The sequence below is a fragment of the Lactococcus lactis genome, assembly GCF_029023865.1.
Taxonomy (GTDB): Bacteria; Bacillota; Bacilli; order Lactobacillales; family Streptococcaceae; genus Lactococcus; species Lactococcus lactis.
Genome location: NZ_CP118969.1, coordinates 692,975 through 719,694, shown reverse-complemented (window position 1 = coordinate 719,694; position 26,720 = coordinate 692,975). Strand labels below are relative to the sequence as shown.

The 26,720-nt window shown below is 33.2% G+C and carries 28 protein-coding genes and 1 riboswitch; of the genes, 11 read left to right on the top strand and 17 right to left on the bottom strand.

Annotation, left to right across the window (positions count from 1 at the left end; translation table 11 throughout):
• The first annotated feature begins 50 nt into the window (after positions 1–50).
• Both PYW37_RS03785 and PYW37_RS03780 read left to right on the top strand, forming a co-directional pair.
• The gene (locus tag PYW37_RS03785) at positions 51–1,433 is read left to right on the top strand and encodes a carbohydrate ABC transporter permease (RefSeq protein ID WP_023189703.1); all 1,383 of its coding nucleotides are present in this window, start codon (positions 51–53) and stop codon (positions 1,431–1,433) included.
• Between the two features lie 5 nt (positions 1,434–1,438).
• Positions 1,439–2,305: a sugar ABC transporter permease gene (locus PYW37_RS03780; RefSeq protein ID WP_015426871.1), complete on the top strand. Its 867-nt coding sequence runs from the start codon at positions 1,439–1,441 to the stop codon at positions 2,303–2,305.
• A gap of 128 nt (positions 2,306–2,433) precedes the next feature.
• Here the strand turns inward: PYW37_RS03780 and PYW37_RS03775 are convergent, their stop codons facing one another.
• From PYW37_RS03775 to PYW37_RS03755, 5 genes are all read right to left on the bottom strand, one after another.
• Positions 2,434–3,087, bottom strand: a complete 654-nt coding sequence (locus PYW37_RS03775; protein ID WP_023189704.1) for a CPBP family intramembrane glutamic endopeptidase — start codon at positions 3,085–3,087, stop codon at positions 2,434–2,436.
• Between the two features lie 147 nt (positions 3,088–3,234).
• Positions 3,235–4,380 carry a hypothetical protein gene (locus PYW37_RS03770; protein ID WP_023189705.1) on the bottom strand — a complete coding sequence of 382 codons (1,146 nt, stop codon included), beginning with the start codon at positions 4,378–4,380 and terminating at the stop codon, positions 3,235–3,237.
• 337 nt (positions 4,381–4,717) lie between these two features.
• On the bottom strand, positions 4,718–5,029 hold the full coding sequence (locus PYW37_RS03765; protein ID WP_025016952.1) for a hypothetical protein: 312 nt from the start codon (positions 5,027–5,029) through the stop codon (positions 4,718–4,720).
• Positions 5,030–5,390: 361 nt separating this feature from the next.
• Entirely contained in the window at positions 5,391–5,597 is a 207-nt protein-coding gene (locus PYW37_RS03760; RefSeq protein ID WP_023189708.1) for a helix-turn-helix domain-containing protein, read from the bottom strand.
• Between the two features lie 16 nt (positions 5,598–5,613).
• Positions 5,614–6,087, bottom strand: coding sequence for a DUF2975 domain-containing protein (locus PYW37_RS03755; protein WP_025016953.1), 474 nt, complete (start codon positions 6,085–6,087; stop codon positions 5,614–5,616).
• 214 nt (positions 6,088–6,301) lie between these two features.
• Between PYW37_RS03755 and PYW37_RS03750 the strand changes: the two genes are divergently transcribed.
• From PYW37_RS03750 to PYW37_RS03740, 3 genes are read left to right on the top strand one after another with little or no spacing between them, the layout of a single operon-like run.
• On the top strand, positions 6,302–7,297 hold the full coding sequence (locus PYW37_RS03750; RefSeq protein WP_023189710.1) for a hypothetical protein: 996 nt from the start codon (positions 6,302–6,304) through the stop codon (positions 7,295–7,297).
• A 3-nt stretch (positions 7,298–7,300) separates the two neighbouring features.
• Positions 7,301–8,245, top strand: coding sequence for a hypothetical protein (locus tag PYW37_RS03745; RefSeq protein ID WP_025016954.1), 945 nt, complete (start codon positions 7,301–7,303; stop codon positions 8,243–8,245).
• A 1-nt stretch (position 8,246) separates the two neighbouring features.
• Positions 8,247–8,804, top strand: a complete 558-nt coding sequence (locus PYW37_RS03740; RefSeq protein ID WP_025016955.1) for a hypothetical protein — start codon at positions 8,247–8,249, stop codon at positions 8,802–8,804.
• Positions 8,805–8,836: 32 nt separating this feature from the next.
• Here PYW37_RS03740 and PYW37_RS03735 read toward each other — a convergent pair whose 3' ends face one another.
• Positions 8,837–9,373, bottom strand: a complete 537-nt coding sequence (locus PYW37_RS03735) for a YagU family protein (RefSeq protein WP_012898278.1) — start codon at positions 9,371–9,373, stop codon at positions 8,837–8,839.
• Positions 9,374–9,482: 109 nt separating this feature from the next.
• Positions 9,483–9,758, bottom strand: a complete 276-nt coding sequence (locus tag PYW37_RS03730; protein WP_023189713.1) for a bacteriocin immunity family protein — start codon at positions 9,756–9,758, stop codon at positions 9,483–9,485.
• A gap of 219 nt (positions 9,759–9,977) precedes the next feature.
• Here PYW37_RS03730 and PYW37_RS03725 point away from each other — a divergent pair, with 219 nt between their 5' ends.
• The 6 genes from PYW37_RS03725 to PYW37_RS03700 all read left to right on the top strand — a co-directional run bounded on the left by PYW37_RS03725 (position 9,978) and on the right by PYW37_RS03700 (position 14,430).
• Positions 9,978–10,796 carry an LssY C-terminal domain-containing protein gene (locus tag PYW37_RS03725; protein ID WP_025016956.1) on the top strand — a complete coding sequence of 273 codons (819 nt, stop codon included), beginning with the start codon at positions 9,978–9,980 and terminating at the stop codon, positions 10,794–10,796.
• 64 nt (positions 10,797–10,860) lie between these two features.
• Positions 10,861–11,163 (top strand): ArsR/SmtB family transcription factor, encoded by a 303-nt coding sequence (locus PYW37_RS03720; RefSeq protein WP_003130388.1) that lies wholly within the window; start codon positions 10,861–10,863, stop codon positions 11,161–11,163.
• Between the two features lie 91 nt (positions 11,164–11,254).
• Positions 11,255–12,430 carry an NADH-dependent flavin oxidoreductase gene (locus PYW37_RS03715; protein WP_025016957.1) on the top strand — a complete coding sequence of 392 codons (1,176 nt, stop codon included), beginning with the start codon at positions 11,255–11,257 and terminating at the stop codon, positions 12,428–12,430.
• A 171-nt stretch (positions 12,431–12,601) separates the two neighbouring features.
• Positions 12,602–13,141 (top strand): YagU family protein, encoded by a 540-nt coding sequence (locus PYW37_RS03710; protein ID WP_017864865.1) that lies wholly within the window; start codon positions 12,602–12,604, stop codon positions 13,139–13,141.
• Positions 13,142–13,411: 270 nt separating this feature from the next.
• On the top strand, positions 13,412–13,570 hold the full coding sequence (locus tag PYW37_RS03705) for a hypothetical protein (protein WP_012898283.1): 159 nt from the start codon (positions 13,412–13,414) through the stop codon (positions 13,568–13,570).
• A gap of 218 nt (positions 13,571–13,788) precedes the next feature.
• Positions 13,789–14,430, top strand: a complete 642-nt coding sequence (locus PYW37_RS03700; RefSeq protein WP_025016958.1) for a CPBP family intramembrane glutamic endopeptidase — start codon at positions 13,789–13,791, stop codon at positions 14,428–14,430.
• An 87-nt stretch (positions 14,431–14,517) separates the two neighbouring features.
• Here PYW37_RS03700 and PYW37_RS03695 read toward each other — a convergent pair whose 3' ends face one another.
• The 10 genes from PYW37_RS03695 to cmk form a co-directional block, all read right to left on the bottom strand.
• Positions 14,518–15,666, bottom strand: a complete 1,149-nt coding sequence (locus PYW37_RS03695; RefSeq protein ID WP_081039435.1) for an LCP family protein — start codon at positions 15,664–15,666, stop codon at positions 14,518–14,520.
• Between the two features lie 28 nt (positions 15,667–15,694).
• Entirely contained in the window at positions 15,695–16,492 is a 798-nt protein-coding gene (locus tag PYW37_RS03690) for an ABC transporter ATP-binding protein (protein WP_017864868.1), read from the bottom strand.
• A gap of 17 nt (positions 16,493–16,509) precedes the next feature.
• Positions 16,510–18,267, bottom strand: coding sequence for an ABC transporter permease subunit (locus tag PYW37_RS03685; RefSeq protein ID WP_025016960.1), 1,758 nt, complete (start codon positions 18,265–18,267; stop codon positions 16,510–16,512).
• A 56-nt stretch (positions 18,268–18,323) separates the two neighbouring features.
• A riboswitch (M-box (ykoK) riboswitch) is annotated at positions 18,324–18,493 on the bottom strand.
• 118 nt (positions 18,494–18,611) lie between these two features.
• A complete protein-coding gene (gene arcC / locus PYW37_RS03680) occupies positions 18,612–19,565 on the bottom strand; it encodes a carbamate kinase (RefSeq protein WP_025016961.1) in 954 nt (317 codons plus the stop codon).
• Positions 19,566–19,589: 24 nt separating this feature from the next.
• Entirely contained in the window at positions 19,590–20,690 is a 1,101-nt protein-coding gene (gene aguA, locus PYW37_RS03675) for an agmatine deiminase (RefSeq protein WP_023189720.1), read from the bottom strand.
• A gap of 10 nt (positions 20,691–20,700) precedes the next feature.
• Positions 20,701–22,062 (bottom strand): APC family permease, encoded by a 1,362-nt coding sequence (locus PYW37_RS03670; RefSeq protein ID WP_017864872.1) that lies wholly within the window; start codon positions 22,060–22,062, stop codon positions 20,701–20,703.
• A 15-nt stretch (positions 22,063–22,077) separates the two neighbouring features.
• Positions 22,078–23,106: a putrescine carbamoyltransferase gene (gene ptcA, locus PYW37_RS03665; protein WP_023189721.1), complete on the bottom strand. Its 1,029-nt coding sequence runs from the start codon at positions 23,104–23,106 to the stop codon at positions 22,078–22,080.
• Between the two features lie 233 nt (positions 23,107–23,339).
• Positions 23,340–24,170 carry a LuxR C-terminal-related transcriptional regulator gene (locus PYW37_RS03660; RefSeq protein ID WP_223848552.1) on the bottom strand — a complete coding sequence of 277 codons (831 nt, stop codon included), beginning with the start codon at positions 24,168–24,170 and terminating at the stop codon, positions 23,340–23,342.
• A 328-nt stretch (positions 24,171–24,498) separates the two neighbouring features.
• Positions 24,499–25,902 carry an LCP family protein gene (locus PYW37_RS03655; RefSeq protein ID WP_025016962.1) on the bottom strand — a complete coding sequence of 468 codons (1,404 nt, stop codon included), beginning with the start codon at positions 25,900–25,902 and terminating at the stop codon, positions 24,499–24,501.
• 77 nt (positions 25,903–25,979) lie between these two features.
• Entirely contained in the window at positions 25,980–26,642 is a 663-nt protein-coding gene (gene cmk, locus PYW37_RS03650; protein ID WP_003130902.1) for a (d)CMP kinase, read from the bottom strand.
• Positions 26,643–26,720 lie beyond the last annotated feature (78 nt).

Here is a 26,720-nt window from a genome sequence, read left to right as displayed (position 1 = left end):
AAGAGGTTGGGCTCCTTCAGCCTAACCTCTTAATTTTTAAAGGAAATATTATGACTAAAAAGAAAAAAAGAAAACTCACTGAAAGCACGATTTCTCCTGAAGAAAAATCAATTAAATTAGGCGAAGTTTTCTCAAAAGGGGACACAGTAACAAAATTAACCTTCTTTGTTATGGGTTTGAACCAAATTAAAAATAAACAATGGGTAAAAGGCTTCACACTTTTAATTCTTGAAATTGCATTTATTGGCTGGCTTCTTTTCTCTGGAATCAGTGCCTTCTCTCTTCTTAGTAGCTTAGGCCCAAATAAAATAAAAAGAACAATTACCGATGCCTCTGGTTTTCCACAAACTTTGCAACCAGATAACTCTGTTTTAATTCTACTTTGGGGACTTATTGCCTGTCTTGTTGTGATTTTATTTATACTGCTTTATTGGTTCAACTACCGCTCAAATAAGCATCTTTATTATTTAAAACGAGAAGGTAAACATATCCCAACAAATAAAGAAGAACTCGCTTCTTTACTTGACGAAAAACTTTATGCAACTTTGATGGCTGTTCCATTGATTGGTGTTCTAGCATTTACCGTTTTACCTACTGTATATATGATTTCAATGGCGTTCACAAACTATGATCGCCTTCATGCTACTGCTTTCTCATGGACTGGATTCCAAGCTTTTGCTAATGTTTTAACCGGTGATTTAGCTGGCACATTCTTCCCAGTTTTGGGATGGACCTTAGTATGGGCAATTGTTGCAACAGCTACAACATTCCTTGGAGGTGTATTACTAGCTCTTCTCATTGAATCTACTGGAATTAAATTTAAAGGATTCTGGAGAACCGTTTTTGTTATCGTATTTGCCGTTCCACAATTTGTAACCTTATTGATGATGGCACAATTTTTGGACCAACAAGGAGCTTTAAATGGAATCTTGATGAATCTTCATCTTATTTCTAATCCAATAAACTTTATTGGTGCAGCTTCTGACCCAATGGTCGCACGTATTACGGTAATTTTTGTTAATATGTGGATTGGTATCCCTGTCTCAATGCTTGTGTCTACTGCAATTATCCAAAATCTCCCCCAAGATCAAATCGAAGCTGCTCGTATTGACGGAGCAAATAGTTTGAACATCTTCCGCTCTATCACTTTCCCTCAGATTCTCTTTGTTATGACTCCTGCATTGATTCAACAGTTTATTGGTAATATCAATAACTTCAACGTTATTTACCTCTTGACTAGTGGTTGGCCAATGAATCCAAATTACCAAGGTGCAGGTTCAACCGACCTTCTTGTTACTTGGCTCTACAACCTCGTATTCGGTCAAACACAACGCTACAACGCAGCCGCAGTTCTTGGTATCTTGATTTTCATTGTTAATGCATCTATTTCATTAGTAGCATACCGTCGTACAAATGCATTTAAGGAGGGCTAATTGAAATGAAATCTTATAAAACGCAACGCCGTATCTCATTAAGTTTGAGATATATTCTACTCGCTCTCTTAGCAATTGTTTGGATTTTCCCTATTATTTGGATTGTCTTAGCCAGTCTGACTCAAAACAATACAGGGTTTGTCTCAACAATCATCCCAAAAACATTTACCTTTGAGAATTATATCCAACTTTTCCAAAATAAAAGTGGTAGTTTCCCCTTCGTTTCATGGATTATTAACACTTTTATCGTAGCCGTTATCTCTGCTACACTTTCTACATTTATTACGATTATCATGTCGTATACACTTTCCCGTTTACGTTTTGCTTTCCGTAAACCATTCTTGCAAATCGCCCTCGTTCTCGGAATGTTCCCTGGATTCATGTCAATGATTGCTCTTTATTATATTTTAAAAGCAATGAACATGTTAAACCTCGGTGGTTTGATATTGGTATATGTTGGTGGAGCTGGATTAGGTTTCTACATCGCTAAAGGCTTCTTTGACACCATCCCACGTTCAATTGATGAAGCTGCAACAATTGATGGAGCAAACAAATGGCAAGTTTTCACGCATATCACCTTGCCTCTCTCTCGCCCAATCATTGTTTATACTGCTTTAATGGCATTCATCGCCCCATGGACAGACTTCATCTTTTCTGGAATCATTTTAGGAAATAATCAAGCCCATCCAGAAACCTTTACAATTGCCTATGGTTTATATAGCATGGTTCACTCGCAAAAAGGAGCTGCCACAGCCTTCTTCACACAATTTATCGCAGGCTGTGTTATCATCGCCATCCCAATCACAATCCTATTTGTCATCATGCAAAAATTCTATGTCAATGGAATCACAGCTGGTGCGGATAAAGGATAAATATCTTCATAAAATATAAAAAAAACAGACTTTCATTAGTCTGTTTTTTTTATTCTTTTTTTGATCTAAGCATATTTTTAATTAGTTACCAGATGAATCTTTAATCAAAATATTATTATAACCTATCCTTATTTCGGTATCACAAAAGGTAAAACAAATAGAAACACTAAATCAAAGACTAAATGAACAGCATACGAAGTCCAAATACTCGATGTTTTCAAGTAAGCGTAATTGAATATCAATCTCGCCACTCCCTGAACTAATAAGATTTGAATAATTGTTCGCAAAACATTTCCACCATTATAGGTATTAAAATGAATTAAACCAAAGATTACCGAAGTGACTAAAGTCGAAATCATAGTTGATAATCCCCACTTTGTACGAAGTATTTCCAATATTCCGATTGAAAATAATTCTTCGCCCATAATCATAAACGGGACGAAAAATATCATGATATAATCTCCAAATACTGCATTGGCATGATTCCCTGAATTACCAAAAATCAGTGCAACAATAATTCCTCCAAGCATTGACCATACCGTATTAATAATTAAACATGCAATGGCAATTTTTGTATATCTTCCCTGTGGTTTTGAAAACCATATCAATGCCTGATTTCCAAAAATCACAGCTACTCCTACAATACTAAAAATCAGAAGTGTAAATTCTTGAACATATCCAATATGTAAATCAATACTTGACATGATATAGAAGCCGACAAACAATAATAAAAGTCCAATTATCGTTCTCAGAATATCCGTTGACTTTATTTTCTGTCCCATCTCTTTTTTCTCTCTCATAATAAATAAACTACGATTCTCACTATATTAATTATACCTACTCCCAAGTATAAATATAAGTTTAAGGTTTGAGAATCTTCAGCATAATAGTTTCAACGCAAATTGAACAAAATCTTCAATAAACCAGAATTATTTACTATGACGTCCATGTTTTTGAAATAACGCAAGGATAACTCCTACAGCACCAAAAAGTATCATTCCTATAAATGTAAGAAAAAGTGAGAAACCCGCATCATCACCTGTTGTTGGTAAACTTGCAGCAAGAGTTTTAATTTCATTTTGATTAGCTGATTTAGTTGCAGACGTTGTAATAGCTTTTGTTCCCGTAGCTGTTGCTTTTACAGCTTTAGCACTTTCAGGTTGTGCACTATGGATTGATACCGTTCCACTTGAAACGATAGGATTGACTTTAACAGCTTCTTTTCCAGCCACTTTATTAGTTGTTTCTGTAGTTTCTGTAGTTTTTGCACTATCTTTTTTGTTTAACTCTTGCAACTTAGTGACGCTCTTACGGTAATCTGTTCCACTAATATTATGTTCTTGTGCTTCTTTTTCAGATGCTTGACGCTTTAAAACTGCTGTTTTATAGTCACTATCTTTGATATTATCTGGGTTTCCGATTGATGCTTCTTGTGCTGATATTTCAGCATCTTTATACGCTGAAGGAGATTGGTTATACTTAGCTGCTTTAAGATTATTAAATTCTGCTCTTAATTCTGTTTGTTGCTCTTCATGCTGTGCTTGAAGCTCTGTAGCTTTATAATCTGAAGGAGATTGATTATATTTAGCCGCTTTAAGATTATTAAATTCTGCTCTTAATTCTGTTTGTTGCTCTTCATGCTGTGCTTGAAGCTCTGAATTCTTGTAATCTGTTCCAGATATTGAATTTGGATTCCCTGCCGCCGCTTCTTGCGCTTCAATTTCCGCATATTTATATGGGGTAGCAAGGAGATTATTTGTAGCGGCCACTTGATTTGTTGCAATATCCATTACTTTATGTTGAGAAGTAAGTTCTGCATTTTTTTCATCACTTGCATTTTTATTGTATGTCGCTGCCTCTTGATTCGCCTCTTTTTGAGCTTTGAGTTCATTAAAACGTGCTCTTAACTCATCTTGTGTTGGTGTTGAATCTGTTGAACTATTTTGGGGATTATTTAATGATTTCTCCGTACTATTTTCTGCGCCTGATACAGTAGCTGCATCTACGCTTTGCATACCAATTGCAGTAAGTGTCAGTAATGTCACCGTGGTAAGTAAAATTTTAGAATTTTTCATGAAGTCTATCTTCCTTTTTTATTCAGACTTTTAAGTCCATATTTTTGTAGGAGGGAAATAACTCTTCCACCCTTACAATGCCTTAACCCCTGTCGCTTAAAAATTGCAACAAGGGTCATCATTTAATGCTAAAGATATCTAAGTTTTTACTATGAACATCCAGTTTGTTCTGTAAAAGTGCTCCCTACCGTATTTCTAGCACTTCTTTCTATACTATGTTGTTCTTTTTTAAATTCAAGAGTTATTCTTCTGTCAAGCTCATAATTTATATACACTTTAAAAGCAATCAATGAAACGATTAGGGTAAGAAATATGAGACAGATTATTCCAACTTTTCTCATTGTCCTATCTTACTTTCCTTTTCATTAAACTCTTTAGCATCATCTAGAGTTTTCACCAACTTTGTATCCGATAATTTAGAATTTTCATTTTGGGCATTCTCCCATTCAATTGGTACTGATTTATAAAGCAGCATAATCATATTGTATTGACGAGCACGCGCTATATGTTCAACTTTATACTTTTGTATTAACACCTCACACCGTTGTGATTCGTGGATATTAAAGACGATACTTATTACCATAAAACACATTAAAACTATTACAGCACCTTGTATTGGAGAAATTTTGATCCTTTTTCTCTTTTTCATATCATTAATTTCTTTATTTTAGATTTTCTATCCTTTATTTTGGTTCCTATTATAGTAATAGGAGAACAAGTCTTGTGCTACTTTACCATACATGCTACAATATTTTAAGGTAGCAAAAAAGAACTGGTGTCTTCACAAAAGACCTCATTAATTTTGTTATTTTCTCTATAAATGATTTACTCAAATTTTGGTCGATGCGAGTAAATCATTTTTTTGATATCAAAATACCACTTTATTTTAGTAAAAAAATTACTGATTGTCAACACTTTTTTATCGTTTTACGATATATTTTTATTGTTTATCTTGATATTTAAAGAAATAAAAAAACACCTCTAGGTGTTTTTATTTATTATTTAAATAATTAGTCCTCTATATATTCAAGTAAATCTCCTGGTTGACAGTTTAATACTTTACACAAACTTTCTAAAGTGGAGAAACGTATAGCCTTGGCTTTTCCATTTTTTAATACCGAAATATTGGCCATCGTAATACCAACTTTTTCTGACAACTCTGTCACGGACATTTGCCGTTCTACCAAAATTCTATCTATATGTACTTTAATCGCCATTAATTTCTTCCTCCTCTTATACTGTTAAATCATTTTCAGATTTTATTTCAATAATTTTTCTGAGGAGTTGTTCAATTACGGCAGTAAATGTACTTAAAATTAAAGGTGAAAAAATGAAAACTAGTGCAATTGGAATCGTAGCATAAACCTTTGTAGTCATTGCCGCATGATACATCATTGGGAAAATTCCCCATAAAACAACAAATACAGCATATGTTATCTTCTTTATTCTATTAATTATTCCCTGAATTTGTTTGGTGAATATAACATCTTTATCCATATATTTTAATATCTTATATACTTGAGAGCAAGATACTAAATTTAACAACAAAGATATAAGAAATGAAAAATAAAATAAAACTTTTATAAACAATATATCAGGTTTATGGAAAATTTCCCATATTCCTATCCCAAATACAATAGACAATATCACTGTTATAACCATAATGACTGACACGACAATTTTTAGTGGAATTGTATTAATTTTCATGTTAAGCTCTTTTCTAATTTCTTAAACTATTGTATCATAACCCCCTTAGAATTTATATCAACATATTCAATAACTGTTTGACAAAATGCACTTGCATAATAATTTTATAAATAATCTTCAAAATACATCATCATTTTTCTGATATTACTTATATTTATTCACTTATATGCTATAATTAAGCCGTAATGTCACCAAAATTGGAGTATATAAATTTATGAAAAAATTTTTTATTATCATCTTTGCTATTTTTTCTATTGGAATTTTAAGCAGCTGTAAAACTTCAAGTAAAGATAGCGTTAAAACTAATACTAATCCTCACCAAGCTATTCAAGGGGAGTGGATTTCGTATTCTGAAAGTAAAATCAATCTTCCGAAAACAACGAGTACTGCAGATGCACATAAACTGCTAGATTTAACCGCATCTACCAGTGAAAAAATCAAGTTTGATAAGAAAAAAGTCACACTTGCTACTAATGAATACGACTATAAGCTAGGTCGACAAATTATTATTGGTTCATACAGTTATGATTATAAGTTAGAACATGGTCAGGATATTTTAAAATTTGATACGACGAGTTCAGATATTGGTGGAAATGTTTATTATCGAGTAGGAAGTAAGCTTGAAAAAGAAAAGACCAAAGAAATTAACGACAAAGAAGCCAAAGAGAAAAAATCAGTGACTCATTTGAATGAAGTTTGGAAAGCAAAAACAGACATCATTGAAAAATCACTCAAGGAAGCAATGATTGGAACATGGTCAGGCCACTTTAAGGCAGTAGCAACTACTGGGCAAGGTGTGGCTTGGGCGCCCGGAATGCAAACATTAACTTTTGATGGTGGAACTAATCTTTCATTTCACGCCTCTTCTGATTCTTTGACAAATTTTGACCAAAAAGTAATTCACAACGCTTATGCTTCTTATCAACCTAATGGAATTTTAGGATTAGAACCTTCAGATCATATTCCAGTAGATCCTAAGAAACTTTTAAATATCATTAAAGACCTCACCGCCGAACAAATGTTTAACCGTATCAAATATATTGCTTTTTCCTATGATGTAACAACTGATACTGGCACGATTTCTCAAAGCTTTTCCCCTTCCGAACTTTCATATAAGAACGGAAAGTTATCATTTGATACTGCCTTACTCATCACACAATGTGGTGATGAAGGGGTTCAAATTTCTGGAAATGTTTCTAAAACGGAGTAAAAATTGAAAAATAAAATTATCGTAGTAGCTATACTAATAACAACTTTTTTCTCTCTTTCAGCATGTAGCAAACTAACAAAGTCAGAAAGTACACTAATAAAGGGTCAGTGGGAACTATTACAAGAACCCATACAAGTAACAAGTAATCTCAAATTATTAGATTTTCCCAATAAGAGTACTTCTATCGTTAATTTCACTAAAGAAAAAAATTATCAATTTAATGAAAAGAAACATGAATTAAGTTATCTCAACTCCTACAAATATCAAACATCTTTTGATATTTCGGGAAACATTTTGACACTAAGCAATAAAAAGCAAAAGATGATCTACTATCGGAAAAATTCCGTTCAGTATAAAAAAGCAATAACTCCAATTAAAAATAACATGACTTCAGTTAATGAAGCATGGAAGGCTCAAAATCAATCTTTTTTGAAGGATTTTGAAGAGGCAATTGCAGGAAACTGGTCGAATGCCAAAGGAAATGCCCAAGTTAATTTAAATCATGATTCTCCAGATCCTGATGCCACTCTAACCATCTCCGCACCTAAATTTCTCTTCTTTGACATTTCCTTTACTGGAGGTGCTCGGGATAAAACGATGTCAGTCAACTTTAAAGACAAAAATATCTCTGATGCTGCAATAAAAATTTCATATTACGATTTTGACACTCTTTTAGATCTTGGATGGAGTGCCTCAGAAAATTTAAACGAAACAAAAGAAAAAATAAAAAAATTAAGTTTCAGAGATTTATTTATGGACTTGGAAGAAGTGACCTTAGCATATAGCATTCCCGACTCAACATTAAGTCAAGAGATTACTGTTTCTGCCTATAGAGCTACAGTTTCATCAAATATCACTCATTTTGATGAGTGCACTATCACAACAAGAGACAGCTCCACAGATCACGAATTTAAAGCTTATTTAACCCCCGTAGAAACCACAAATTAATATGAATCTATTTTCCCTGAAACTACTTCTAATCCCTATTCTAGTTTTATCACCACTTGCCTTATTGTTAATTGAAAAATTAACTAAAAAAAAATATATTACCGCTAAAAATATCTCAGAAGACGTAATTAAGGCTGATGAGATTGAAGCTCTTATTTTAGCTGTTCTTAGCTCATGGAATCAGTCAAAACTATATCAAAACAGTCAATTTTACAGTAAAAATTTACTAAAAAAACAGGACAAACATATTGTTCACAATGATATGTATGGAAAAAAAGAATCCATTTTTGATATTCAGATTGAAGGAATAAACAACCTACACCAATTCAAGAATAAAATTACTGTGGAAATTTCCCTTAAAGCGAAATATTCTCTATCTTTTGATGAAAATGATAGCCTTATGTACCTTGTCACCTCAAGGTCAATGTCCAGATATAATGAAATGCTAAAAGATCCCCTGCCTGATAGACAAACATATCAAAAAGACGTACAAAAGTGGGAATTTGTTATTGAAGAAAATCTCTTTAAAGTGAATAAATTCTCATCAAATCTGAAATAAAAAAAGCCCCCTTAAGAATGGCTCTTTTTATTTTAGAAAAGTGAAAGAACATCTGAATAGTGAGTAGCAATCATATAAAAACTCACAGCAGCTATTGACCAAGCCCAGACGATGTGCCCAAAAAATTCTGAAAAGTGTTCTGAAAAAGGTTGCTTCCAAGGTTGTGGTACCGTTCTAGTAATAGGCATTAACAGAATATGCCATAAAAACCAGATAATAATACCGTAAAGAGCCCCCTCGCCTAAGCTTATACCACTCCATATTTGTGATAAGACAACAAAAATAAATGAAAAAACAATTGAAAAACTGAAATGAAGAATCAAGGCAAACCAATACACTTTTTGGTCTTTAGAATACAAAAAGTAAGCATGAGTAATTTTTTGGGGAAAGCCAATTTGTTGCATAAGTTTTTGAGGAGGGTTTGTTTCATCTCGCTCTTTTGTACGAGGAGGAAGAATGGCTTCCCAACCAATTTTTACCATTCCAGAAATTAGTCCAGAAACAATACCAATCCATAAGCAAGGCAATAAAATTCCCAAAAACCAATCCAACGATATATTTTTTACCATTTTAAAATCTCCTTATAATATATAAAAAAAAACTACTCTTATTTTATAAAAAATTTATTATAAAGTGTATTGAATTGTTTGCTCATTCTAAAGGAAAGATTTATTATCATTAAAGCGAAAGCCAACTTCCACGTTGACCTCTTTCAATAAATTGTTGCGACAACTGAAGATAAAACCTCACAACTTCACTAGATAATTCCTGTTTTCTAGCAAGAGGCGCTAGAGAGTGTTGGAGATCGTTGATTACCTTCGGAGTATAATTTCCCTTTTCTAAATTATTCTTACTCTTCACTAAAACTTCACGTTCTTTGCTATTCAATGTTTTACAAAGAATTAAATCATAAAGTTCTTCTAAGATTTCTGCTTCACTCGCTTTTTTGACCATTTGTTCACTCCTTTAACCTTTCAGATAGCTTATTTTATAATTTTCTGATAATATAGTCAATTTCTTCCGAATCTATTTTATTTATTTCTAAATCTTTAGTCAATACTCTCTCTAGTATTTTAGTCATTTTTAAATTAGAATAGATATATAAATAGATTTTGTGTCAAAAAATCTATAATACTTTATCAAAAAATATTCATTAACCTCTAAATAAGAAAGATGATATCAATGGATCAAAAAACTAAAATTATAAATTTCACCGCTCGTACTTTTCGTGTTTTAGTAGCAGTTGTCTTTGGATATACCATTTATGATTTATTTTTCAGAGAGTTATTAACTCGTAAAATTCATATTTTTTTATATATTGTCACATGGCTAATTTTGTCCTATCTGATTATCCCCAATATCACAAAAATCATCACAAAAATTTATCTACCGGAATACTTTATTGGAAGGTCTAGAACTTCTGATGGTGTGTTAGGTGATTCGGTAAATTTATTAATTGACGGTTCAAAAGAAGATATAGAAGCTGCTTTTTTAGGAATGGGGTGGACAAAATCAGATAAAATTACTTTAAGGTCCTCTCTCAAAATTATAAAATCAAGCTTATTACATCAAAGCTATCCCACTGCACCCGTTAGCTCTCTCTTTTTATTTTCTAAAAAACAAGACCTCGCCTTTGAAAAAGAAATTGCTGGCAGTCCTAAACAAAGGCATCATATCAGATTATGGGAAACTCCACAGGATTATTACCTCCCTGGGGGAGTAAAGTCTGATTGGGTCTGTGCCGCTTCTTTAGATATTGGTATTAGATTTTCTTTATTTACAGGACAAATTACTCATCGTATTGATGAGAATATAGATGAAGAAAGAAATCTTATCGCAAATGAACTCATCGAGCATGGACTAGTTGAAGAAAGGAAGCTATATACTCATTTCACAAATCCTTATCGAAGTAGAAATGGTGGGGGAGATAAGATTTCTACAGATGGTTCTTTAGTTTATTTGAAATTAAGAAAAAAACCCAACAAACGATAGGTATTTAACTTACTCCCAAAATCTTTTATATTGACACATCGTATTTTTTCGATATAATAGACTTATGGAAAATGTGGAAACTTTTAAAACCCTATCAAATGAATATCGATTGAAGATTCTTACTTTACTCAAAGAACCAAAAAAACATTTCTACAACGAAACTAAAGTAGATGAAGTTGAAACGGGTGTTTGTGTAGGTGAAATCCAAAAATTACTGAACTTAACTCAGTCTACTACTTCTCATTATTTATCTATGTTAGAAAAAGACAATTTATTAATTGCTACTCGCATTGGTAAATGGACCTATTATCGTCGAAATGAGGAGATGATTTCCGATTTTAAAAATTTCATATTAGAAGAGTTATAATTAACTTTCTTTTTATTTCTTCATATCGACATTTCTCGAATTATAGTTTTAATAATCTACTTTCCAAATATAATAATAACAGGATAAAAATATGTCAAATCAACTAACTGATCATGTTACCTTACGTCATGGGGCAACTTTAAACAACCGTATTGTAATGTCTCCAATGCAAACTCATTCTGGTTTAAAAGGTGGTTTCGCTTCTGATGATACTATTCAATATTACTCTGCCCGTTCACAAGCGGCAGGTATGTTAATTACAGAATTCCATTATGTAAGTGAAAATGGTGGACCAGCATATGTGCCAGGATATCCTGAACAACTAGGAGCTTATTCTGACGCTCATCTTGAAGGACTACGCAAAACTGCACAGGCTCTAAAAAAAGATGGAAATAAAGCTATTCTTCAAATTCATCATGCTGGGCGAGCCGCTGTAGGACGTCATGTTAATGGATTAGATGTGGTGGCTCCTTCTGCTATCGATTTTTCTTTCTTAGATTACCCTGTTCGTGAACTCACACTAACAGAGATTGATGTTATCATTCTTGATTTTGGTAAAGCCACAAAACGTGCAATTGATGCTGGTTTTGACGGTGTTGAAATTCATGGAGCCAATCATTATTTAATTCAACAATTTTTCTCAAAACTTTCTAATCTTCGCACAGATAAATGGGGTGGTTCACTGGAAAATCGAATGGCCTTTCCGCTAGCTGTTGTTAAAGAAGTAAAAGCAATCGTTGATGAATATGCTCCTAAAGACTTTATCATTGGTTACCGTATTTCTCCTGAAGAACTTCATGGAAAAAATGTTGGCTATGATTATAAAGAAGCTCTCTCACTTATCTCTGAAGTAATTAAATATGAACTTGATTATATCCATCTTTCATTATGGGCAGGATACAATTCTAAACCTGAAAATAGCGAAAAATCTTATGCTGAACTTTTTAGAGAAATCTTTGATGATAAAACAAAACTTCTTATTGTCGGTGGTATTTTTGGGGAGGATACAGCTACTGATGCGATTGAAAACTATGCTGATTTAATTGCTGTTGCTCGTGGAACTTTGATTGACCCTAACTTTGCTAAAAAAGTTACTGAAGGAAAAGGGGACACAATTCTTCATAAGATTAGTCCGGAAACAGTTGAGTATTCTCACTTAACTCCTGGATTACTTGAAGCCTTTAGCCGTGAAGATTCTCTTGGCTTACCTCCTTTACCCGGAGGCGAATCAATCAGGACTTTGCATACAGGAAAGTACGATATATAATTATTTCCTCACAGAAATTTCTGTGGGGATTTTTAAATATCTAGTAGCAATTTTTTTACTTCCTTTGTTTACAATTTTGGAAGATAGCATCAAAAACACTGAATCCTCTGGTATTTTTGAATTACATTTAACTTTTTGTTAGAATAGAGGACATAAGAAAGGAGTATTAATATGTTCTCATTAAGAAAACCAATTGCTTCTCTAAAAGAAATTATTCTCAAAAGCATTTGGTTCGGATTTATTTCAGGTATGATTTCTGGAATGGTTAAAATTGGTTGGGAAGCAATTCTTCCGCCACGAACTATTGCTCGTAATTTAACCAACCCTCCACAACATATGATGGAACAGTTTGGTGTGCCATCTTCTCTCACCCACTCATACATTTTATATTCTCAAGATCAAAAAGTATTTTGGTTCTCTTTGATTCTTCACTTTAGTTTTTCAATTTTCTTTGCTGCATTATTTATTTTTATAGCGCAATACTGGAAAGCTATCACTTTATGGCAAGGTGCTGCTTATGGTATTGTAATATGGATTATCTGGCATATTATCTTAATGCCAGCTATGGGAACAGTTCCTGCTCCTTGGAACCAACCTTTCGACGAACACTTTTCTGAGTTCTTTGGACATATTGTTTGGGCCTGGGCCATTGCAGCGTGCGCCTACTACTTAATAGCTAAAGATAAAAAAGGGCACTTAGAAAATATTTAATATAGTAGAAGGATTATTCCTTCTTTTTTATTTTTTTTAGTTCTTTTTCGGAAAAATATTGCCCTGTTTATCTCTAAAAGGATTGGATTAACAGATATTTTATCAAAATATCATAAACCTGATTTTAAATTTCAATCTAAGGGCAAATACTTTATTACCTATTAATTTTCTCGTATATTGCAAATACTTTGTTTTTGTGTTAAACTGAACTTGGAATTTCGTTGTGATTGTTATAGTCCCTTTCGTTAAAAAAAGAAAGGAGAATGTATTATGATGACATACACTAACAAAAATAAATTTTTTGAGTATAGTATTCAACTTGATACTTCAAAAAATGTGTTTCAAGCTTTTTTGGCTAACAAACCTCAAATTTTTGGTATTGGTAATACAATTGAAGAAGCAACACACAATTTAGAAAAAATAGTATAGGAGAATAAGTCAATGGATGAACATCCCTCACCGTAAAAGCATCTACTTTAGGATATAGAGTAGGTGCTTTTTTTGTTGTCAGATTTTTTCAAATACACTTTTAAGCTACCTATTTTTATCCATTGTTTATATTCCTTAAAAAATTTTTATTCATGTTATACTTATTTAAATAGCTTTATTAGGCTTGTCAATCTATCTAAATTTTGGAGGTTTCTCTTTTGAAAAAACTTTTTACCGCACCTATGAGCAAATCAGCAGTTCCTCTATCACTGATTTTACTATTAGCTGGGTTTTTAGCATTATCTTTTGGGCTGCCAGTTATTGCTCCTTTTTCCTTAGCTATTGCTGGATTTATCAGCCTTTACATTCTTTTTGGGAAAAAGGGAATTTCTTACACTTTTTCTAAACCTCAAAAAATAGTGAGTACTTATTTTGCTGGACTTATAGGTGCTTATATTTTTGCTGGAGTTGGCATTCTAATTACTAAAATACTATTAAGAAGTTCTCCAAATTCTAATCCAGTAGCAGATGGAATGACTCTTTTTGGACTTCTTAAGACAATTCCTATGCTTTTAGGGGAAGAGTTAATTACAATAATTTTACTTATAATTATCGCAAACTTATTAGGTGGAAAACGCAAAGCTTTAATTGTTGCGGTTATCATATCCACTTTAATATTCGGATTTCTACATTTACCTACTTACGACTGGAATTTTGCCCAAGTTATTTTTATTATTGCAGCCGCGAGAATTCCCTTTACCCTTGCCTCTTTAAGGAGCGACTCCTTGTATACAGGTTTACTTATTCATATTACCTATGATTGGATTATTTTTATCCTTGTAATCCTATCCCATCACTAATTCATTCTGTGATTGCCCTTCTAATTGTAAATATTTTATTAAGTAATTAAGATAAATAGCTCCTATGATAGGGGCTATTTATCTTAATTACTTAATAAAACCATTTGAAGTCTTAATATTAGGCAGAGGGCCAGTAGTTGTATTACCGCTTGTCCCAATATATGTATTTCCATTCGTTGAAGTATCTTCTTGTGCTTCAGCTTCTGGATTCTGGACAGTATAGTCACTTTGATAAAGATAGTCACCATTTGTATGGAAGGAATATCCATTGTTATCAGTCTCATTTTTACGATCTAATTCGAGAGAGACTCTTAATTTATGACTGACAAATTTGATACTATCTTTATAGAGTTCTACCATACTTCTTCCTTGGTTACTGAAAGTTCTCCAATCAAAAGTTAATTGTTGTTTAGAGTAATTACTAAAAGTTAAAGCGTTAGAAATAAGCTCTTTAATATCTTTTGGTGTGATATCAGTCTGAATATTATCATCTAAAGAATCAATAATAGAATATAAATTAGTGAAAGAAGTCATTGATTTTAACTTCTCCTCAACTGCTGAAATTACCTTTTGTTGCCTGAAACCTCTCATAATATCTGTATCTACATGTCGTTCTCTAGCATATGAAAGAGCCTTGGCACCATCTAAGTGTTGCTCACCTGAATTAAACTTTATAGACTCAATACCACTTTCATCAGTACCCATAAATGACTTTTCAACATCAATATCAATTCCACCTATAGCATCAATAAGCTTAATAAATGAATTGAAATTAAAAACACAATAATGATCAATAGGAATATTAAAAGTTTTTTCTACCGTGTTAACTGAAGCCGAAGGTCCTCCATAAGTATAGGCAGCTTCTATCCGTTGCATACCTTTGTATGATTTTGAATCAATTTGAACAAAACTATCGCGAGGGATACTACAAAAAGTTGTCGTTTTTGTTTTTTTGTTAATTGTAATAATCATCATCGCATCCGTTCGCGTCGTTCCCAAATTTCTCTCTTGAGTATTATCTAAACCCATGATCAAAAATGACTCTGTATCTTTATGTTTCTCAGATTTATAGTTATTATCAACTTTATGATAACCCTTGTCTAATATATTATTTAAGCGATGATTGGCCATAGCGATATACCCGAATACTCCAACTGCTATTATTATTACTAGAGATATGAGAAATCCGACCATTTTTTTTATTTTATTATTTCTTTTTCTCCTATGTGGAATCATATTAATTTTTCTTCCTTTCTTTTACCTACTAAAAATTTTTATTAACCTTAAGTTCTGTCATGACTACCATCTCATTAGTAATTTCTTCAACAATACTTGAGATACTACTTATAGTTCTTTGATTTCTTGGGATATCAATGTTGTAAACTTTCGCAATCCTCCCTGGATTTGAATCTAACAATATAATCCTATCAGACATCTGCACTGCTTGTTCTATATCGTGCGTAATCATTACAATTGATTTTGTGACAATTTGTTGACTTAACCACATACTTATTAGTTGATCTGACAGCTGTTTGGATGTTACAACATCTAAAGCAGAAAAAGGTTCATCAAGTAATAATAATGTAGGTTCTGCGGCTAAAGCTCTAGCAAATCCTACTCTTTGTTTCATTCCGCCAGAAATTTCTCTTGGATATGATTTTTCATTGCCCTCTAGCCCAATCATTTTTATTAGTTTTTTTACTCTATCATTAATTTCATTTTTAGATATTTTCAAATTATTATCTATGCCAAATGAAACATTTTTATAAACATTTAACCATGGGAATAGAGCAAAATTCTGAAAAACCATACTAATGTTTGGATCCGGTTCTTTAATCTTTTTTCCTTCAAAGATGATTTCTCCATGACTTGGATGAACAAGACCAGCTAAACTTCTCAATAATGTCGATTTCCCTGCTCCTGATTGTCCAATAAGACTTACAAATTCTCCTTCCTTTACGGTAAAGTTTATGTCTTTCAGAACTTGTATATATTTCTTTGATCTTTCTACTCCATAATCTTTGCAGAGTGAAGTTACTTTTATTAAATTTTTCTTTTCCATTCTTATTTCCTCCCTTTTTAATAATGGAATTTTTCTCTAGCATATTTGTAAAGTGGTTGCCAAACGAATATAATACACAATCCTACTACAGCACACATCGCCAAAGTACCAAGTGCTGATTTATCTTTAATTCCATCATTCACAGCAATATATTGCCCTAAGCCAGTAACATTTATTGTTTCTTTACCCCACTGTAGGCTTTCCGCTGCTATATCTGCATTCCATGCTGCTCCCGCAGCATTTATGATAGCTGTTATCAAGTACGGAAACATTGATGGAATGAGATAGCGAGTCCACCACTTAAACTTGGATAATGGAAAAATTTTTGTGACTTCTTTTATATCATCTGGTATTGCTAAATACCCAGCAATAACATTGAAAAAGTAATACCATTGACAACCAACCATGATTAGCGGCAAAATCCACCACTCAAGTTGCTTATACCCTAAACTAATAAAAATTACTATGAATGGAGTATATACGTTTGAAGGAATCGATCCAACAACTTGTCCAATTGGTTGGATAAAGCTTAAACGTCTTTTGTTACTTGCAACCCAAACCCCAAGAGGTGTAAAAATCGCTGCTGCTATAAGCATTGCTAATACTACCCTCAATGTAGTTAAAAGCATTAAGTGAGGGATTATTGAAAAATCTTCATGAGGTAAGAATCTATAAAGTTTAATAGCAGAGATAACAACCGCATACCCTAAAAGGATATACCAAATGATTGAAATATATTTCTTAACTTTTCCTAGATATTTAAAAATAAGATTTATCCTAAGAATATACCAAACTCTAGCTAACTTAAAAATCCAGAAATCTTTTATTTTTTGAATCCATTTCATTAATATTTTTCCAAAATTAGATGCTTTTACTAAATTGTATACAATTGATTTTGGAGGATTACCTTGAGTTGTTCCTTCATCATAACGATAATAATAAGTAGCTTTAACCAAAGGTTGAAAAACTAAGAAATTTAGTATGACGACATTAATAATTAAAGCAATAACAGCGAAACCACAAGCTTTAAAGTCTGCACGATCTAATGCAACTTGAATATAAGAGCCAATTCCTGGCAAAATTAAAGTTTCAGACTTAGGGATTGCGACGGTAACCTGTTCACTTGCAACAATGGCAAACCATGCTGCTGACTGAGATATGACAAGATTCCATAGTAGGCCTGGAATTGAATATACAAATTCAAGACGCCAAAATTTTTCCCAAGCACTATATCGAAATTGTGATGTTACTTCTTTCAAATCTTTGGGAACTACTTCCATTATTTGGTAAAGTGACAACATGATGTTCCATGCTTGTCCAGTAAATACTGCAAAAATGGCAAGCGCTTCAGCTCCCATTACATTACCTGGATATAATCCAAGTAAAAATGCAGTAGTGAATGTCATGAAACCTAATAAAGGAACTGATTCTAAGAAATTGACCATCGGCAAAATAATTCTTCTTGCAGTTTTAAACTTAATTGCCAATACACCACAAATAACAGAGAATAAAATTGACCACATCATTCCTACAATCATGCGAAACATTGTTCGCATTGAAAAATACGCAAGGTTTCCAATAGATAAAAAATCGTGCATTTTCTTGACATCATCCACTGAACTTTGAGACGGTAACGATGAAAGGGGTTGGTTAATAGTTATTTGTGTCACAATAAGAATAAATGCAAACAAACAAATAATACCAATTAAAATAAAATCACCCATAATAGATTTTACTTTTGGTTGTTTTGTATCAAGATATTTTCTTCTTGACATAAAAAGCCTCCTTTTCATATAAAGGGAGGCTCTCAAAATCAATAGATTATTAGTCTATTTAATCACGACATTTGAGTTTTGGCTTTCTGAGACGTAAGAAATGATATTTCTAGTTATCTTGGAAAAGCCTTGATTCGACTAGTCCTGCTTTACCCATTATTGTCTCTCGACAGTTTTGAGCGATAACCTATGTTCTTCAGAGTAACCTCACCTAATATGATTAGTTTTTATTTACTACAAAAAAGTATAGCACTAGCTATACTTTTTGTCAAATTAAAATGGGTAACCTACTTAAATTCTTTTTATTTCAAATTTTAAATAAATTATTTTGAAAAATACTTTTTTTAAACTAAATCGGGTACAATCCGTGTTCCTGCCCCACTTTTAACAAAGTTTTCCACATTTTCAAGTGAAGTAATCGTGGCTTGCTTACCAGTATTTTCGACAAAAGCGACAGCTGCTGCCACTTTTGGTTTCATAGAACCTGCCGCAAAATAACCTTCCTCTAGATATTGACGCATTTCGCTAACTGGTACAACTCCTAACGCTTTTTGGTTGGGTTTACCAAAATTTAAAAAGACATCACCGACAGAGGTAAAAATAACTAGTTCATCAGCATCAACAAGTTCTGCTAATTTTGCTGCCGAAAAATCTTTATCAATTACCGCTTCAACTCCTTGATATCCCTTATTTTTTTCAATAACAGGAATTCCTCCGCCACCAGATACTGTAACCAAAGCTGATGATTCTAACAATGGTTTAATTGCGTTAGCTTCAACAATTTTGAGAGGTAAAGGTGAAGGAACTACTCTTCGGTAACCTCGTCCAGAATCCTCAATCAATTTCCAATCAGGATATTGAGTCTGAATATTTTTAGCCTCTTCTTGGCTATAAAAAGGTCCAATAGGTTTTGTCGGATTTTTAAAAGCCTCATCATTAGCATCAACTACTGTTCTTGTCACTACAGAAACAAATGGAACATCAGACATTCCATTATTAGCAAGAGCTTCTGTAAAAGCTTGTGCCATCCAATAACCGATTTGCCCTTGAGTCATAGCAACAGCTGTATCAAGTGGAATTGCCGGATTTTTAACTGAATTACTTTCAAGTTGTTGCAAAAGTAAATTACTAACTTGGGGGCCATTTCCATGAGTGACGACCATTTCAACATCATTGTCTTTTATTAAAGGCATTAATTGTGCAGCAGTCTTATTAAGTGCCATAGATTGTGCTTGCGCTGTAGGGTCGCTAGTTAAAATAGCATTCCCCCCTAGAGCAACTACAATACGTTTTGCCATTTTCTGTTAAATCCTCTCTACTCCTTATTTGGCTTTAGGTTGTTGTTGAGTAATACAATGGATATTTCCTCCACCATAAACTACTTCAACAGTGTTCACGCCAACTATTTCGCGGTCTGGAAACATCTCTTGAACTTGTTTTAATGCTAGAGCATCATTTTCATCACCGTATTGTGGTACGATAACTCCTTTGTTTGTAATCAAGAAATTCATATATGAAGCAATACAAATATCTCCATCTTCACGTGGCATTGTTCCTTCAACTGTATCAATTCTAAATTGTTTTTTAATCGTTACATTTTTAGCTGGACAAGTCAATTTATGAACTTTGAGTTGACGTCCTTTAGCATCTGTCATTTGGCTCAAGCGTTTATAGGCATCTTGTGCTGCTTCATAAAAAGGTGACTTCTCATCCTCAGTATAAATGCATGCAACTTCCCCTGGTGCTACGAAGCAAGCAACATCATCCACGTGACCGTTTGTTTCTTCTGGGTCAATTCCATCCCCAAGCCAAAGAATTTTTTCAGCATTCAAATGTTCTTTAAGTTTATTTTCAATGTCCTCTTTGCTCATGTGAGGATTGCGTCCTTCAGATAAAAGGCACATTTCAGTAGTCAAAACTGTTCCTTGACCGTCAACATGGAACGAACCTCCTTCAAGAACAAAATCATCTGTCCGATAAGAGTCAACACGTTCTAATTCACAAACTTTTTGTGCCACTAGATCATCTTGATCCCAAGGAAAATATAGACCATCAACAAGTCCACCCCAAGCGTTAAAAGTCCAGTCATTTGCTCGAAGTTCGCCCTTATCATTAATTACAAAACTTGGCCCACAGTCACGAACCCACGAGTCGTTGTTAGAAACTTCAAGCACACGCACATCAGCGGGTAATTGATAACGAGCATTTTGATATTGGGCTTGTGAAACTAACATTGTTACTGGTGTAAATCTACTAATTGCTTTAGCAACATTAGTAAAGGCAATCTGAACAGGTTTTGCTCCATCACGCCAGTTATCTGGACGTTCGGGCCAAATCATAAAAATTTGATCTTGAGCTTCAAATTCACCAGGCATCCGAAAACCATCTTCTTTTGGTGTTGTACCAATAATACGTTTTGCCATTTTTTCTCTCCTATTTTTTTATTTTTTTAAATTTAATAATTAATTCACCAATCACAATAAAAATAATTGCGCCAATTGTAATCGGTAATTGTTCTGTTAATGATGCCTTATCATATTGCAAGGGTATGGCTGTAAAAATTAATGATATGATAATAATAATCATTGGTAAGGCCATATATACTTTCAAGATTCCGTCACTACCACTCACTTTAAATGGACGTGGAGTCTCAGGGTCAATCTTGCGCAATTTATAAAAAGCAGGGAAGACCGGAATATAACTCAATAAAAATAGTACTAAATTTAGTGAGAAGAATGACCAGAACAAATCTTGGTTGGGTAATAATGGGGCAATCACAACAATAAATGTCGCTACAATCCCATTCATCAAAGCTGCCCCCCAAGAAATTCCATTAGAAGCACGTCTTTTTGAGAAGAATTTAGGCATATCACCATTATCAGCAGCATAACTAGCAATATTATTAACCCCTTGTGACCAAGAAACCATATTACCCACTAAAGTCAGCATAAACAAGAAAGCGATTAAACTAATGAACCAACCTGTCGGTGTACCCAGCATCACTTGGAAACTATCTACCAATCCCGAACTTGTCGATAATTTATCGGTTGGAATAGCAACACCGATCCCAAAGGCCGAAAACATATAAATCGCTGCAATTACGATCCCACCAATGATGATTGATTGTGGGATTTGTTTCTTAGGATTTTCCATACTGTCAGCAAAAGTACAAATGACTTCAAACCCCAGTAAGTTAAAAATGATTACTGAGATAAATGATAGACTATGCAAATCAAAACTGGGAAGTAATGATGCTAAAGTATAATGATTTGCTACTCCCTTAGTCAAAGCTGAATAAACTCCTAAGCCTCCTAATGCTAATGCTAAGAATACCTTAATTACTGCGCCGCCATTTAAAATCCAAACGCTATCACTTACTGGATATAAACTAATCAAAACAATAACCCAGATGAAAATTAATTCAATTAATAGTGAAATACCTGTATTTAATTGAAAGCCAAACATTGTATGCAATAAATCAGGACAAAGTACAGCAAGTGAAGCCATCCATAATGGGAAGTTTACCCAATAAAACCATGAAGCACGTGCTCCCCAACGATGACCAAAGGCTTTTGTAATCCAATCATACAGCCCACCCTCACCAGTATAAGTTGTTCCAAGTTCAGATGTAATTAGACCATAAGGTAAGAGAAAAGCAACGATGAGAACAATCCACCAAAAGAACTGCGAGTTACCAATAGCAGCAACCGGTGCTGCTGCTTCGGCAACAAAAACAACACAAATGACAGAAAGAATAGCACTAAACAGACTAAATTTTTTCTTTCCATTTTCCATAAATGATACACTTTCTTATTTGGCTAAGTAAGCCTCTAACTCAGCCTTAGCTTTGGCTTTGGCTTGTGCTTTCAAATCATAAGGATTTTTTTCAGCATAATCGGACATCAACCAAACAAGGAGAGCACGAATTGAAGTCAAGCGATTTTCGGCTTCGTCAAAACAAATTGAGTTTGGACCATCAATAACCGCATCAACAACTTCTTCACCTCTTGAAGCTGGAAGACAATGCATAAATTTTGTATGTGCTCCTGCTTTTGCCATCATCTCAGGTGTCACTTGATATTTAGGGAAGAAAATCGCTAGACGTTCTTCTTCTGATAGTTCTGCATCATACAAACCGTACCAAACATCTGTATAAAGGAAATCTGCACCGACAATTGATTCTTCATCGTCTGTTACTTCATAAGTACCACCAGAAACCTCACAATTTGCAGCTAATTTTGCTTGATGTTCTTCATTAAGTTGGTAGCCTTTAGGGCCAAAATGAACAAAGTGCATTCCCATTTTAGTTGCGATTAAACCTAATGAGAAACAAACTTGAGTCGCATCACCGACAAAGACAACTTTACAATCTTCTAATTTTTTACCAGCTGGTAAATGTTCAATCATTGTAGTCAAATCACCGACTTCTTGTGTTGGATGATTATAGTCTGACATCCCATTAAGAACTGGAATGGTTGTATGTTTTGCAAGGTTATTAACTGATTCATGACGATCAACACGCGCCATGATGATATCAAGCAATCTAGAAAGAACTGTGCTTGTATCTTCTATTGTTTCATGACCACCGAGTTGAATTTGACCAGGTGCTAAATATTCTGCATGTCCTCCTAATTGAGTCATAGCTGTTTCAAAGGAAACACGAGTACGAGTTGATGTTTGTTGGAAAATCATTCCTAGTGATTTGTTTTTAAGAAGTGGTGGATAGTAGCCATTTTTAATCGCTGCTTTGATTTTTAAGCCCAATGTTACAATATCAAGAATTTCTTCTTTAGTGTACTCTTCTGTTGTGATGAAATCACGTTTGTTTGTTGTTACCATTTCTTTATTCCTCCTGAATAAAATAGTTATTTGACTTCCCTCTTGGGAACGCTTTCAGTATATAAAGAGCAAAAATATAAAACAATCAACTCTAGGATTTAATCTTTTATAAAAGCCGAAAACCCTTTGATATCAAAGGGTTAAGTAAAAAGCTTTAGTAAGGTTTAGAACTATTTTAACCGCTTTCTTAATTAAAATAAAAATAAACTCCATTAAAAAATGGAGTTTTAGGATTATTGAGTAAGCTCTGATTTTTCAAACGCTTCCCAGACTTCGCAAACTTCTGAACGTTTTTCAACTTGGAGTTTTATAAAAATATTGTGAGTGTGGGTTTTGACTGTTCCTAGAGAAAGATATAATTGATTGGCTATTTCTTGATTGTGTTTACGTTGAAGGAGAAGTTCAAGAATTTCTCCTTCCCGTTGAGTGATTCCATATTTATCCATAAATCTTTTAAAGTAATATTCATCTTCTTCAAAATTACTTACAGAATCATTAGTCTCATTTTTTTCATTTCTAATATCAATGACAGCTACTTCTTCGTTGCCTTTTTGATAATTGGTTAGAAAATATTTAATGGCAATAAGGCAAAGTGAGATATGAAAAATATCTTCTGAAACATTTCTATTATGGATTTTAAGCATATTTGTATGATAAATATCTCTAAAATAAATAATAAAAGTATCTTCTACCACTATAGCTAATCCAAAAAATATTGCTAGGCTTCCAATTAATTTTACATATTTTCCTAAACTGCTTTTAGGAATCATTTTTCGATTATGAATTAATAAATAAATTCCAAGATAGACCGTTAGTAATTGGCTTGGAAAATAATAGAGCCAGACCTTTAGCGCTGAATTTGCCATAAAAGGCACAACAATAAGCCATAAAGCAAAAACAATATAAATACCATATTGATAAGTTGTTATTTTTTCTTCAAATAATTCGGTCACTAATTTTAAGGCAATACCAAAAGTTGCCAAATAATAAATGGTTTCAATGATTGGATTAACCATAAATTGCCGATTATAGTCATTTGCAAATATTTGAAAGGTTTCGGACATGGTCACTATTAAACCGTTTAAAATAAGAAGCAAAAAATAAAGACTTACCAATAAATAATTTTTTTCTCGCTCTTTTAGATACAAGCTTAGAGAAAGTGACATCACGACTGTGTATAAAATTGTCAAAAAAGTAGTATAAATATAATTAAACATCATTGGATTAGACCTACTTATCTTATTATCATACTCATATCATATCATAAAAATACAAATTTATAATTTATTTATAAGCCATTAATCAATAACTAAAGAAAAAAATTGTCATCATTTTTTTCATATGAATATTTAAAATTAAAAATTACTAACAAAACTGTTAGTAATTTTTAATTTATTGACCAAGAAGTTCTTGGGCTTTCGCTTTGTATTTTGTCATATCAATTGAAAGTCCTAGACCTCCATACATATCATAGGCATTCACCCAGTCATTGTTAGCTGGAATCGTTGTTGATTTTATACCATTTTTCATATCCAGAAGAGCTGTAATTCCTTTAGTTAAGAAAAATGAATTTGGAATATTCGTCATTGTAACTGCTCTTGTTGTTCCCAATGCACTTGAAGCAGTAAACAATGAGAGTGGATTTTTCATTTTAGACATTACTGTTTCTAAAACTTGTTGTTGACGTTTTACTCGCCCATAATCTCCCTCGTCATCATGACGGAATCGGGCATAATTCAAGAGCATTCGTCCATCCATTTTTTGAGTTCCTGGTTTAATCATCATAAATGTTCCACCACCATCAGGATAACCTAAAGCGGCTGCTTCTTCAGCTGTCAAGTCTTTGTCACTTGAAACTTTTCCTTCTGTTGCAGCTAAATCATCGGGAACAGGTACGGCAGAAAGATTCTCACCATTCACAGTCGAAAATTTTGCATCAATTTTCAGGCCAGTTGGGAACAAAGAATCAATAATCGTTGCAAAACTTGAAAAATCGACGACTGCGTAATATTGACAATTAATGCCAAAGTTATTTTTCAGTGTCTCACTCATCAAATTCACACCCTGTTTATTGTATTGTTCTCCAATTGTAAAGGCAGAATTTATTTTTGAGTCTGGAGTATCACTTGAGCCGACATCAGGAATATTGACAAGGGTATCACGCATAAAGCTCACGATTTGTGTTTGATGATTCTTACCATTGACATGTAAAACCATAATAGTATCGGTATGAGCAACACCTGATGATTGCCATGGTCTTTGGTCTGCTCCTAACAAAAGAATATTTACAGAACCGTCCGAATTTTTTAAACTTGTGAACTTTTCTTGTTTAGCGACGCTTCCCTCATGTTTAACGCCCCTTTGATATCCATAAACAAAGAAACCAATCATGACTGCAATGATCAAAACAATAATTGTTAATATTGTTCTCAACCAGTGACATTTTTTCTTCTTGCCAGATTTAGCTTTTTTAGAAGATTTACTTTCTTTTTTTGATGGTTTATTTCTGTTGTTTTCTTGATTTGAAAAACTTTCTCGCGTATTTCTTCGACTAGTATTTCTACCGTTAGAAGAGGAAGTATTTTTTTGAAAGCTTTCTGGTTCATAATCGGAATATTCATATTCTGGCTCAACGTATTCTTCAAACTCCTCGAATTCTTCGGGTTCAGATTGATTTCCAGCTTTTTTTAGTTCATTGAGTAAGTCATAGTACTCTTGACGCTCTCGGATTGTGAGATAATTGATGTTATGTCTCAAATATTCTAAGCGTTTATACTTTTTTTCATTCATTGTCATATTATTATATCAAAGTTTGATAATTCCTGCAAAATCTTACCAATCTTTAGACTATCTAATAATTAAAAAGAACTCATTTACATGAGTTCTTTAGCTTTGTCTTCAATAAATTGAACAATTTCATTGATTGTTTTTCCAGTACTATCAAGTAATATCGCATCTTCTGCTTGTTTCAAAGGAGAAATTGCTCGTGTACTATCTTTGCGGTCTCTTTCCGAAATTTCAATTTTCAAACGCTCAAGATCGGTTGGAATTCCTTTAGACAGATTTTCTTTATAACGTCTTTCAGCTCGTTCATCAACTGAAGCAACAAGGAAAATTTTCAAATCTGCCTTTGGTAAAACAACTGTTCCAATATCACGTCCATCCATGATAATTCCACCATTTTTAGCAATTCTTTGTTGTTCTGCAACCATGAATTCACGAATTTCGGTCATAGCTGAGATTTTAGAAACAGTATTTGTAACTTCATTTGTTCTAATCACTTCTGTAACATTCTCTGATCCCATTAAAACTTCTTGACCTTTTTGACCATTCATAAAAGAAATTGGATTTTTTTCAATAAATTCAATGATTTCTTTTGCATCATCTGTTTCCTTTTGCAAGGCAACAAAAGTAGCTACTCGATACATAGCGCCCGTGTCCAAATAAATTAAGTCAAGATTTCGTGCAATAATTTTAGCAACTGTTGATTTTCCACTTGACGCTGGACCGTCAATTGCAATTTGAATCTTTTTCATAGAATCTCTTTATTTACCTTATTTCCTATTTTAGTTCAATTTTTACTGACAGAATTATGTAAAAAGGTCTGTCAGTGA